This is a genomic window from Hydrotalea sp. (assembly GCA_030054115.1).
Taxonomy (GTDB): Bacteria; Pseudomonadota; Alphaproteobacteria; order JASGCL01; family JASGCL01; genus JASGCL01.
In genome coordinates, this window is the sequence record JASGCL010000003.1 from 18,134 (window position 1) to 29,869 (window position 11,736).

8 protein-coding genes are annotated in these 11,736 nt (G+C 49.3%); 5 read left to right on the plus strand and 3 right to left on the minus strand.

The window, feature by feature from the left end; all coding sequences use genetic code 11:
- Positions 1-214: 214 nt before the first annotated feature.
- Entirely contained in the window at positions 215-1,726 is a 1,512-nt protein-coding gene (locus QM529_01295) for a glutamine synthetase family protein (GenBank protein MDI9313300.1), read from the minus strand.
- Between the two features lie 217 nt (positions 1,727-1,943).
- On the opposite strand from QM529_01295, the gene QM529_01300 reads away from it, so the two are divergent.
- Positions 1,944-3,488: a trimethylamine methyltransferase family protein gene (locus QM529_01300; protein MDI9313301.1), complete on the plus strand. Its 1,545-nt coding sequence runs from the start codon at positions 1,944-1,946 to the stop codon at positions 3,486-3,488.
- A gap of 295 nt (positions 3,489-3,783) precedes the next feature.
- On the opposite strand, the gene QM529_01305 is transcribed toward QM529_01300, so the two are convergent.
- Positions 3,784-5,673 (minus strand): KUP/HAK/KT family potassium transporter, encoded by a 1,890-nt coding sequence (locus tag QM529_01305; GenBank protein ID MDI9313302.1) that lies wholly within the window; start codon positions 5,671-5,673, stop codon positions 3,784-3,786.
- 225 nt (positions 5,674-5,898) lie between these two features.
- Positions 5,899-6,930: a glycosyltransferase family 2 protein gene (locus QM529_01310; protein ID MDI9313303.1), complete on the minus strand. Its 1,032-nt coding sequence runs from the start codon at positions 6,928-6,930 to the stop codon at positions 5,899-5,901.
- An 88-nt stretch (positions 6,931-7,018) separates the two neighbouring features.
- Here QM529_01310 and QM529_01315 point away from each other — a divergent pair, with 88 nt between their 5' ends.
- The 4 genes from QM529_01315 to prfA are packed head-to-tail and all read left to right on the plus strand — an operon-like array spanning position 7,019 to position 11,716.
- Positions 7,019-8,056 (plus strand): glycosyltransferase family 10, encoded by a 1,038-nt coding sequence (locus QM529_01315; protein MDI9313304.1) that lies wholly within the window; start codon positions 7,019-7,021, stop codon positions 8,054-8,056.
- A gap of 56 nt (positions 8,057-8,112) precedes the next feature.
- A complete protein-coding gene (gene ispG, locus QM529_01320) occupies positions 8,113-9,252 on the plus strand; it encodes a flavodoxin-dependent (E)-4-hydroxy-3-methylbut-2-enyl-diphosphate synthase (GenBank protein MDI9313305.1) in 1,140 nt (379 codons plus the stop codon).
- Positions 9,253-9,281: 29 nt separating this feature from the next.
- The gene (gene hisS, locus QM529_01325; protein ID MDI9313306.1) at positions 9,282-10,577 is read left to right on the plus strand and encodes a histidine--tRNA ligase; all 1,296 of its coding nucleotides are present in this window, start codon (positions 9,282-9,284) and stop codon (positions 10,575-10,577) included.
- Positions 10,578-10,594: 17 nt separating this feature from the next.
- Positions 10,595-11,716, plus strand: coding sequence for a peptide chain release factor 1 (gene prfA, locus QM529_01330; protein ID MDI9313307.1), 1,122 nt, complete (start codon positions 10,595-10,597; stop codon positions 11,714-11,716).
- The last annotated feature ends 20 nt before the right edge of the window (positions 11,717-11,736 follow it).

Consider the following 11,736-nt stretch of genomic DNA (forward strand, 5'->3'; position numbering starts at 1 on the left):
CAAGTAACGAAGTGATAGGGCAAATAAATTGCCCTCAAGTAACGAAGTGATAGGGCAAATAAATTGCCCTCAAGTAACGAAGTGATAGGGTAAATAAATTGCCCCTCAGCAAAGTCTTATATGGCTGTTGCCTCGACTGCGGAAGCCCCCCTTAGCGGAATCTTAAAACACCTTTGCTCACTTGCGGTAGCAATAAAGTGCTTAGTGCAAACGCTTACAAATGAAAGAAATACCGCGTGATATCAAGCCGCGATTGAAACGAATGGAACGAATGAAATTCGCTCAAGTGAAATTTGTAAAGCCGCTCGTGGTGTTCCTCGCCAAATGCTTTTTTGGCAAAGGCCGATTGGTGAAAATTCTCAATCGCCTGATACCAATAGAAGGGGAAATCCGGTTTGTTATCCATGCCGCGCCCTTGCTCGACCTTGGCCTTGGCCGGTGGAACAATTTTGTTTTCCAGGCCATCCTTAACCGCGGCCAGCAAGGCGGCGCAAACAAAGTAAGGGTTAGCGTCCGACCCGGCGATGCGATATTCAAGCCGTGTGTTTTTTGCGTTGGATAATGGAATGCGGAAGGCAACCGACCGGTCGTCAATATTCCAAGATGAATTGATGGGGGCGTAGGCACCATAAAGCATGAAGCGACGATAAGAATTGCTGGTCGGGCAGAGGAGCACCATCAAATCCTTGGTGTGTTTCATCGCCCCGCCGATGGTGTGGAGCAATTGGTCGTTAACCAGCGGGCGGCCTTTTTCATCCAACCCCTTTTCAAATATATTATTACCCTGTTCGTCGAACAGGCTGATATGGACATGCAACCCCGAGCCAGCAAAACCCGCAAAGGGTTTGGCCATGAAGGTTGCGTTAAGCCCGTGTTTTTTTGCCACCGCCTTGATAACGCGGCGATAGAGCAAGGCCTGGTCGCACAGGCGCATCACGTCGGTATCGTATGGCAGGTTGATTTCATATTGCCCGGGGGAATATTCCTTGGTGGCGCACAGCGCGTCCATGCCCTGCGCCTTTAACGTGGCGGTCATTTCAGACAGGACGGCGTCAAAACTATCCATGTCGGTCATGTCGTTGCAATGAATATCAATCGGCGGGTGGCCCGATTTGCTGTAGGACGCCATTTGTGGCCGACCTTCCTTATCCAATGCCATTCTGCAGAGGTAAAATTCAAATTCCAACGCCATGGCGGGGCGCAACCCCAATTCGGCGAAGGAAGCAATTTGCTTGGCCAGCACATGGCGCGGGTCACCCGGGGCGGGGGTGCCGTCGGGCATGGTGTGACGTCCCAAAATTTGCGCCCGTTGGCCGCCCAGCGAAATCTCGCCCTTACCATTATCGATATATTCATTGGCCCAGGGCACGATATTCATGGTGCCGGCGATTGGTTCCCACAGGCAATCGGGGTCGGCGTCTTCGTTCCCTTGGGGTAAAAAGGTGCAATTGGCACCGGCAAAATCAAGCAACGAAATCGAAATGGGAATATGCACGTCGCCGGCGGCCAATGATTTTACATCATGGATGGCGATACGTTTGCCGCGTAAATGCCCAGAGTAACCAGGGAATAAAACATCGATAGACGATAGGCGAGGGTATTTTTGTCTGAAGGTTTCAATCTCGGCCGAGACAGCTTGGTGATTGGCTTCTATGATATTGGGAATCTCTTTATTATTTTTAAAATAAATCTGCCAAAGATCGCCGCCGTTTTTCTGTTTTGTCATTTTTTAATTTACCCTCGTGTTTTTTTCCGAAAACTGGTTTCGCATTATAACATACGACTTCATCAACCGCAAACAATAAGTAACGAAAGCTTAGAAAATATATTTTATTTCGCTAAAAAAATAAATCATTGCTATAAAATTTTATAACACTCTTGGTAGTTTTGGTTTGCAATTTTTTGCTCTTGCATTTTTCTTTAAACTATAGCAAAACACCCGTATGAGTGATGTTGAAAACAAAAGACGGGGACGGGGGGCACGCACCGCCGCCCGCGCCGCTGGCTCGGCACTTTCCTATCCGGCCTATATCACCCGCGCGGTGCCAACCTATGACCCATTTTCCGATGAAGTGCTGACAATTATCGAGGGCAATGCCGACAAAATTTTAAAAGAACTGGGTATTGAATTTCGCGACGACCCCGAAAGTTTGGAGCTTTGGAAAAAGGCCGGTGCCGATGTGAAGGGCGACAAGGTTCATTTCGAGCCTGGCTTTTTAAAGGGCATTATTCAAAAAACCGCCCCCAAGGAATTTACCCAATATGCCCGCAACCCGGCGCGCAATGTGCAAATCGGCGGCAAAAACATGGTGCTGGTGCCAAATTATGGCTCGCCATTTGTGCGTGATTTGGATAAGGGGCGGCGTTACGGCACGATTGAGGATTTTCGCAATTTTATAAAACTAGCTTACCTGTCGCCGGGCATCCACCATTCGGGTGGCACGGTGTGCGAACCGGTTGATTTGCCGGTCAATAAACGGCACCTCGACATGGTTTACAGCCATATGAAATACAGCGACAAACCATTCATGGGATCGGTAACGGCGGGCGAGCGTGCCGAGGATACGGTCGAGATGTGCAAAATTTTATTCGGCGCGGATTTTGTCGATAAAAATTGCGTCGTTATTAACCTTATCAATGCCAATTCACCGCTGGTGTTTGATGGCACCATGTTGGCCGCGTTAAAAGTTTACGCCAAAAATAACCAGGCAACGGTCATTTCGCCATTTATTTTATCGGGCGCGATGAGCCCGGTCACGGTGATGGGCACGTTAACGCAACTTTACGCCGAATGTTTGGCGGGTATAGCCCTGACGCAATTGGTGCGGCCGGGTGCACCGGTGGTGTTTGGCACTTTTTCCTCGACCATTTCGATGCAATCGGGCGCGCCGACGTTTGGCGGGCCGGAATCGTCCCTGGTGCTTTATGGTGCGGCGCAATTGGCGCGGCGGTTGGGCGTGCCGTTCCGTTCGGGCGGTGGTCTGAATGGTTCAAAAATCACCGACGCCCAGGCGGGTTACGAATCGGCCAACACATTGCAAACCGCCATGTTGGCCGGGGTTAATTTCATGCTCCACACGGCTGGTTGGTTGGAGGGCGGGCTGTCGGCATCATACGAAAAATTTGTGATGGACGCCGACCAAGCCCTGATGATGGTTAAATTTTCGCAAGGCATCACCCCCGATGATAACCAACAGGCGATGGGCGCGATTTACGAGGTCAAACACGGCGGCCATTTCTTAGGTTGTGAACATACGCAAAATAATTATGAAACGGCGTTCCACCGCTCACCGATCGCCGACAATAATAGTTTTGAACAGTGGCTGGCCGAGGGCGAACAGGATATGACGCAACGCGCCAACAAATTGGTAAAAAAACTTTTAACCGAATACCCTGACCATGCGCCGGTGTTGGATAAGGCCAAGGACGAAGCCATCTTGGCCTTTATCAAGCAGAAAAAAGACGCCGTGCCGGATTCGAATATCTAGGCAATTTGGTTTGCCCTCAAGTAGCGAAGCGATAGGGCGAATTTATTGCCCTCAAGCAACGAAGTGGTATGGCAAATTTATTGCCCTCAAGCAACGAAGTGGTAGGGCAATAAATTGTGCCTAGTGCAAGCGCAAAAACCTGTATTCTCTACCACTTATTTTAAAGAAAAATAACCTTTTCTTACACTTGCGGCAGTAATCTGCCCTTAAATCTAGAAGCGTGCGAACATCGCTTGAGATAAAAACTATAAAGATTATCTCGCTTGCGGCAGCAATACAGTCCTTAGCGGAAGCGCTATATCTGTATCCGCGAGCCGAGAATGACAACCTGACTTGGCGGAATATCGAAATATTCAAAAATCGAATTGGAATTGCGATACATCCAAGAAAAAACCTGTTCGCGCCAATAGGCCATGCCATAAATATGGGTCGAAACAATTGTTTGATGGCTCATGAAGTAGGATGTCTTGGTGGGGTCAACATCCAGGCCGCGCTCCTTCATAATTTCCAACACCGGGTGAATATCGGGGTGTTCCATAAAACCATAACGCACCTTGACTTGCCAAAACCCCGGGATGATTTCTTTCATTTCCAAACGATGAGAAATTGGCACGGTCGATGCGGTGGTGAATTCAACGGTTAAGAAAATATTTCGGTCGTGCATCACCATGTTGTGTTTTAGGTTATCGACGAAAGCCGACGGCACCGAATCGGGATTTTCCACCAAATAGACCGCCGTGCGGTTAACGTTGGGGTATTTTTTGCGCTTCATAAGATTCTTGATGTAGGGCTCCAGGTAGAAGGCCTCGCTCCGCATCACCCGCACCAAAATGGCCTTGCCTTGCCGCCACGTCGTCACGATAATCATCACGAATGCCGCAATCGCCAGGGTGAACCAGCCACCGTGCCATAACTTACTCAAGCAAGAAAGGGCAAAGGAAAAATCAAATAACAAAAAGAAAGAAATAACCGGCAGGGCTATCCATTTTTTCCAATGCCAGCGTTTGGTCACGACTTGATACATTAAGATAGAAGAAATAATCATGGTCAGGGTTACCGAAATACCATAGGCCGAGGCAAGGTTGTGGGAGCTTTGAAAAATAATGGTCGTCATAAAAACCAAAAAGAATAGCAACCAATTGATAAGCGGGATATAAATTTGCCCGATAACATTGGGCGATTTGTGAATGATGTTTAGACGCGGCAACAACCCCAGTTGCACCGCCTGGCGCGTCATCGAAAATGTTCCTGAAATAACTGCCTGCGACGCAATAATCGTGGCAAAGGTAGCCAGAATAACCGCCGGCAAAATATAAGGCTCAGGAAAAAGATGGTAGAAAGGATTTTTGATAGCCTCTTCAGGATTAAGCAGGAGCTCAGCCCCCTGGCCAAGATAATTAAGGGAGAGGGCCGGAAAGACCAGCAATGTCCAAGCAAAACGAATAGGGTTCCTGCCCAAATGCCCCATATCAGCATAAAGCGCCTCGACGCCGGTCACGGCCAGCACAATACCGCTAAGGGCGACAAATAATATTTTGCCATCGCCACATAAAAAACGTATGGCGACTACCGGGTTAAGGGCGGCTAATATAGCTGGGTTCTTGGCGATGCTCAAAAAACCAAAAAACCCCAATGTCACAAACCACAATACCATGATGTAGCTAAAATAATTGCCAATTTTTGCGGTGCCGCTACGTTGGGCGTAAAACAACACAAGCAAAATTAAAACCGCTATACTCACGACGTTAAAACGGATATCTTGTAGCGCTGGGGCGTAATTCAACCCCTCCAACGCACCCAGCACCGAAATTGCTGGCGTGATAACGCTTTCGGCCAAAAACAAGGCCGCCCCCAACATGCCCAAGGCGAGGAAAATGCCGTAACTACGGCTATTGCTTCGGGTGATAGAAGAGACAAGCGTGAGTAGCGCAAGGATACCACCCTCGCCACGATTGTCGGCGCGAAGCACTATCATTACGTATTTTAGCGACACGGTGATAATCAATGCCCAAAAAATAGCCGAGATTGCACCGAGGATATTAACCGGCGTTAAGGCAATGCCCGTGATATTATTAAATATGCCATTGATGGTATAAAGCGGGCTGGTGCCGATGTCGCCATAGACAATCCCCAACGAAAGAAAGCCTAAGCCAAATAGGCCAGATTTTTTATGAGCTTTTGACATGGTGAGAGCAACGTTTTCTAAAGGAAAGGTGGACGATGGTTGCAAGCTAAGAAGCAACTATCGTATAAGTGGAAATAAAATAATATAATTAATAAAAGATAAAATATCTTAGCATTTTATGCGATGCGCTTGTGTTGTGGGGGGAAGAATGCTTCGATGGGCAATTGTAATAGCAAGCCGTGATGGTTGCTGTCAAGCCCGCGCAAGCAGTAAAAAAGACATAATTTAGTCGACAAAAAAACGTTGCTGGGTCAGGCGGCAATAAACCAGTCGCAACAATTGACGCGGCACGGCCATAACCGACGCAATAATGAATCGCACCGGCTGATGGTGCAACAATGTAATATAAAATCGCCCTAACAGCGGCAGGTTGTTGATAAAAACCAGCGGCGTTTTTAATAACGAATAATATTGCCCAATGACAAAACGATTGATAAAAACCTTATGCACGTGCTGTAGTTTTTTTTCACGCAAGAAAGGGATAAAGGCACTTGGCAAATCGCGCGCCGCCAACAATTCGTCGTTATGAAAATGCAACAGGTCGCGCGCCAAGTTTTGCCGGCTGTAGGATGAATAGCGCACCAATTCGCCATAAAGCAACGATAGAAAATGAAAACCAGTGGTTTGCCCGCCGGCGCGCCGATAATGGTAAAGCGATTGATGGATAATGCCGCATTGATGTTTTTGTTCGCGCAAACGATAAAGCAGGTCGATGTCTTCACCAATCGGCAAGGGGCGACAATAGGGCGGGGCGAGCGATAATAATATATTTTTTTTAAACATCAGGCTGGGGCAAAATAGTCTTTGGCGATGCAACCATGAATCTTGTGGGCTTGCTGTGCCGCCCCGCACGATGGAAATTTTTTTATCATCTTGGTTGATGACCATCATGTCGCTGGCCACCAAATCATAAGCTTTGTTTTTTTGTAAAAAATCTAGTTGTTTGGCGATGCGGGTTTTATCGGCCATGTCGTCGGCATCTTGCCAGGCAATATAATCGCCGGTTGCGGCGGCCAGCCCCACATTGCGCGAAAACCATTGCTTGCTGTTTTTTTTGTTTTTAATATATTTTACGCGTTTATCGCTTGCTTGGTATTTTTTAACCATGGTCGCCGTGCCGTCGGTCGAACCATCATCGACAATAATTAATTCCAGTTGTTTATAGGTTTGTTGCAACACCGAATCGATGGCGCGCGCAATATATTGCTCACCATTGAACACCGGCATGATAATCGAAACAAGTGGGGTGCTGGGCATGGTGGTGGGTGCATAAAAATTCTTGGGAATCGGTTTGGAATCTGTTGGGAAGCCCTTGTGAAGCTAATGCGAAAGATATAAAAGAATTATGATGAAAAAACAACCAAGCAAGCCGGCTCATAGGTTAAAAACAACGACGCGGGTAAATATACTGACCGAGCATCTGGCGTCGGCCAGGGTATTGGCGCGGCAAGCCCCACAACGGGGTAGGGATGGTGTGTTATGGAAAAACTTACATTTTGTTTTCAACCAAGCGATTTTGCCCGATGATATTGTGGTGGTGTGGCATTACCCGCCCTATAAAAAAAACCTGTGGCATAGCATTGCCAAAAAACTTTCCATTCCCTATTGGCCATTGGTGATTAACCATCCACGCCGGCGCAAAATACATATTCAAACCGAACCGATGGTTTTGCCCTTCGCGCGGGTGGTTTATGGTAAAAAATTTCTGTCGCAATTTGGCATCGTTGTCGCGCAACGGCCAAGACCAACATGGTATCGCGATGGCAAATGGGTCGAATCGCACGGCGGGTTGGAATGGTGGTATGGTTTTGCCCAGGACAAGCAAAAATCAAGCGAACGAGTCATCACCAAAAATTGGCAAGATTTGTTGCAATCGCCCCATAAAAACAAATCACCAGAAAAAATCCTATCGGTGATTGCGTCGCGCCAGCATCGCACCGCGCAACAACAATTGCGCGTTGCCTTCGTCGATGAATTGGCGAAGGATAAGGAATTGGGCGATATGCTGGATATTTTTGGCAGCAAGCGGCAATTCATCGCCGATAAAGCCGCCGGGTTGGAAAAATATAAATATCATATCGCGCTGGAAAATTCGCTCATCCCCCATTATTGGACCGAAAAATTGGCCGACCCATTGCTCGCCGAATGTTTTGTTTTTTATGCCGGCGCACCAAACGTCGCGGATTATTTCGACACCGCGTCGATAACTGCCATCGATATCAGCCGGCCGAGGGATGCCATCGCCCTTATCAAACGCACCATCAAATCGGGGGCATACGAAAAAAACTTGCCAGCGATTAAAGCCAACAAAAAACGCCTGATGATGGCGGAGAATCTGTTCAACCTGATATGGCGAATTTGTCATAAATATGGTATGGCTTAAAACATCATTTGCGCAATAATTTTTTAAGGCAGAAATAGAATAATCATAAAATAATCATGGAAAACCATCGCCCGTTTCGCACCATCCATCGCCGCCCATGCCGAACCATCAAGGTCGGGGCGATATCGGTTGGTGGCAACGCGCCGATAGCGGTGCAAACCATGACCAACAGCCTAACCACCGACACCACCGCCACGTTGAAACAAATCGAGGCCTCAGCCGAGGCCGGGGCCGATATTGTTCGCGTCTCCTGCCCCGATGAAGCCTCCAGCGCCGCCCTGAAAGAAATCACCAAATATTCGTCGGTGCCGATAGTCGCCGATATTCATTTTCATTATCGCCGAGGGATAGAGGCGGCGAAAAACGGCGCGGCCTGCCTGCGCATCAACCCCGGCAACATTGGGCCGATAGACCGCGTGAGGGAAGTGGTGCAGGCGGCGCGTGATAATGGCTGTTCGATGCGTATCGGCGTCAACGGCGGGTCGTTGGAAAAACACCTGCTTGAAAAATATGGCGAGCCATGCCCCGAGGCCCTGGTCGAATCCGCCCTTCACCACGCAAAAATATTACAAGATTTGGATTTTCATGAATTTAAAATTTCGGTCAAGGCCTCCGACATTTTTTTGGCGGTGGCGGCCTACCAACAATTGGCGGAACAAATCGATTGCCCCCTGCATCTGGGGATTACCGAGGCCGGCGGGTTGATGAGCGGTTCGATTAAATCGGCCATCGGTATGGGTAATTTATTGTGGGCGGGAATTGGCGATACGGTTCGCGTGTCGCTGTCGGCTGACCCGGTGGAGGAGGTTCGCGTTGCCTACGAAATTTTAAAATCCCTGAGCATAAGAAGCCGTGGCGTCAAAATTATTTCCTGCCCCAGTTGCGCGCGCCAGCAATTTGACGTGATAAAAATCGTCGGCGAGTTGGAAAAACGCCTGGCGCATATCAAGGAAGAAATCACCCTGTCGGTCATCGGCTGTGTGGTTAACGGCCCGGGCGAGGCGCGCGAAACCGACATTGGCTTTACCGGCGGCGGCAAGGGGGCAAGCGGCCACGCCACCCACCAAATATATTTGGGCGGCATTCCGGCGCACCGCTTCCAAGATGATAATATCGTTGATTATTTGGTCGGTTTAGTGGAAGAAAAATTGGCGGCGCGGCATAACAGCGGCGCATCAGCAAGCGGCCACAAATAACCAGACCAGTAATAATAAAAACCAAAATCATGAGCAATATTCAATCGGTGCGTGGCACCCAAGATTTTATTGGCAAAAGATCGGCCAAATTGGCCACCGTGGTGGCGCGGGCGCGGCGCATCGCCGAGCTTTATAATTATCAAGAAATCATCACACCGCTTATCGAATCGGTGCAGGTTTTTACCGAATCGCTGGGCCAGGAATCGGATATTATTCACAAGGAAATGTTTGTCTTTGAGGATAGGGGCGGGGATAAAATCTGCCTGCGCCCCGAAAACACCGCCGGCGTCATGCGGGCATTTGTTGAAAATGGTTTGCAACAACAATTGCCCTGCAAGTTTTTTTATCACGGGCCGATGTTTCGTTACGAACGGCCGCAACGTGGTCGTTATCGCCAATTTCACCAATTTGGCGTCGAGTATTTACACGCGCCGCAATCATCGGCCGCGACCGCGATGGTCGACGCCGAGGTCATCACCCTCGGCCATGGTTTTTTAACTGGGCTTGGCATTGGTGATTACCGCTTGGAAATAAATTCCTTGGGGAGCCGCGAATCGCGCGTCGCCTACCGCGCCGCCCTGGTCGATTATTTTAATCCCTACAAAAACGATTTGTCGGCCGATTCAAAAATGCGTTTGCAACAAAATCCCCTGCGCATATTGGATTCAAAAGATGAGGGCGATAAAAAATTGGTGGCCGGCGCGCCGCATTTAAAAAACTATTATGATAAAGAATCGGCCGAGAAATTTGCCGCGCTACAGGCTTTATTAACCGACGCCAAGATTCCCTTCGCCGTTAACCAACAATTGGTGCGCGGATTGGATTATTATTGCCACACGGCGTTTGAATTTGTCACCCAACAATTGGGGGCGCAGGGCACCATCTTGGCCGGCGGGCGTTACGACGATTTGCCGGCAATGTTCGGGGCAAGGGACGTGCGCGGCGTTGGCTTCGCCGCCGGCCTGGAGCGTTTGTTGGAGCTATTGCCGGATGATGCGGTTCAGGAATCGCCCTTATTGTTCCTCTGCCCGATAGGCGATAAATCATTGGCCAAGGTCGCCGGCGTGGCGATGCAATTGCGCAACGCCGGTTTGCGGGTTGAAATTGGCCTCAGCGGCGATATCAAAAAATCCCTGAGCCGCGCCAACAAATTAAACGCCGCGGTGGCCATCATTTTTGGCGATGACGAGTTGGCAAAGAATCAATTTCAATATAAAAATTTACAACAAAATACCGAACAAAGCACTCAGGAAAACCAACAGGCAACCAAGCAAGAAACCATGGGCTTAAGCGATATCATCGCCAAAGCAAAAAAAATAGCGTAAAGGATAAATAAAAAAAAATGAGCGACGCAAAAAAAACCACCAACCCATTTGACAATTATGTCAACCAACGATTGGCCTATTACCAAGAATTGCAGGACAAAATGGTCAAGGGCGACACTACCGGTTTCAAGGGTATGGGCGGCCTGGCCAAGGAATTATCGTCGCTGGCCAAAATTGTGCCCGACATGGAAAAATACCTGCGCATGGTAAAATCACTGCAGGATTGCGACGAGATGTTAGCCGATAAAACATTAGACCAGGAGATGCGCGCCGTGGCGACTCAGGAAAAAGAGGAATTAACGCCGCAATTGCCGGTTCTGCGCCACGAGCTCGAATTGGAATTGATTCCCAGCGACGAAGACGACAATATCGATTCCTTAATCGTTGAGGTGCGGGCCGGCACCGGCGGGTTGGAGGCGGCCTTGTTCGCCGGCGACCTCCTCGCCATGTATCGCCGTTACGCCGAAAAAAATGGCTGGCGGTTTGAAACCATCGATATCAGCGAAAATGACCTGGGCGGCTTGGCGACCGGTTCGGCCTCGATAAAGGGGGAGGGAGCTTTCGAGCGGATGAAGTTCGAGGGCGGCGTGCACCGCGTGCAACGGGTGCCGGTTACCGAAAACGCCGGGCGGGTTCATACCTCAACCGCGACAGTGGCGATTTTGCCCGAGCCGGAGGAGGTCGAAATCACCATCAGCCCCGAGGATTTGCGGGTCGATACCTATCGGTCGCAAGGCGCCGGCGGCCAACATGTTAACACGACGGATTCGGCGGTGCGGATTACCCACTTGCCGTCGGGCGTGGCGGTGGCCTGCCAAACCGAAAAATCGCAACATAAAAACCGGGCGCAGGCGATGCGCCTCCTCCGCGCGCGGTTGTTCGAGCATCAGCGCGAGGAAAAAATGAAAAAACGCACCGCGGCACGCCGTTTGATGGTCGGGTCGGGCGAACGGGCGGAAAAAATTAGAACCTATAACTTCCCCGAGGGCCGCGTCTCCGACCATCGCATTAAATTAACCCTTTACAAATTAAATGAAATCATGCAGGGTTCGGCGCTGGATGACGTCATCGAGCCGTTGATAAAAACCGATAAGGAAGAAAGACTATCAAGTTTCTTAACCCAGTTGGAAACGCAATAAGCAAAAAATAGTTTTTAAAG

Bases quoted from the DNA above. Each gene is read 5' to 3' on its own strand.
- QM529_01300 (MDI9313301.1), top strand. From the start codon at position 1,944: ATGAGTGATGTTGAAAACAAAAGACGGGGACGGGGGGCACGCACCGCC.
- prfA (MDI9313307.1), top strand. From the start codon at position 10,595: ATGAGCGACGCAAAAAAAACCACCAACCCATTTGACAATTATGTCAAC.
- QM529_01295 (MDI9313300.1), bottom strand. From the start codon at position 1,726: ATGACAAAACAGAAAAACGGCGGCGATCTTTGGCAGATTTATTTTAAA.
- QM529_01315 (MDI9313304.1), top strand. From the start codon at position 7,019: ATGATGAAAAAACAACCAAGCAAGCCGGCTCATAGGTTAAAAACAACG.
- QM529_01305 (MDI9313302.1), bottom strand. From the start codon at position 5,673: ATGTCAAAAGCTCATAAAAAATCTGGCCTATTTGGCTTAGGCTTTCTT.
- hisS (MDI9313306.1), top strand. From the start codon at position 9,282: ATGAGCAATATTCAATCGGTGCGTGGCACCCAAGATTTTATTGGCAAA.
- QM529_01310 (MDI9313303.1), bottom strand. From the start codon at position 6,930: ATGCCCAGCACCCCACTTGTTTCGATTATCATGCCGGTGTTCAATGGT.
- ispG (MDI9313305.1), top strand. From the start codon at position 8,113: ATGGAAAACCATCGCCCGTTTCGCACCATCCATCGCCGCCCATGCCGA.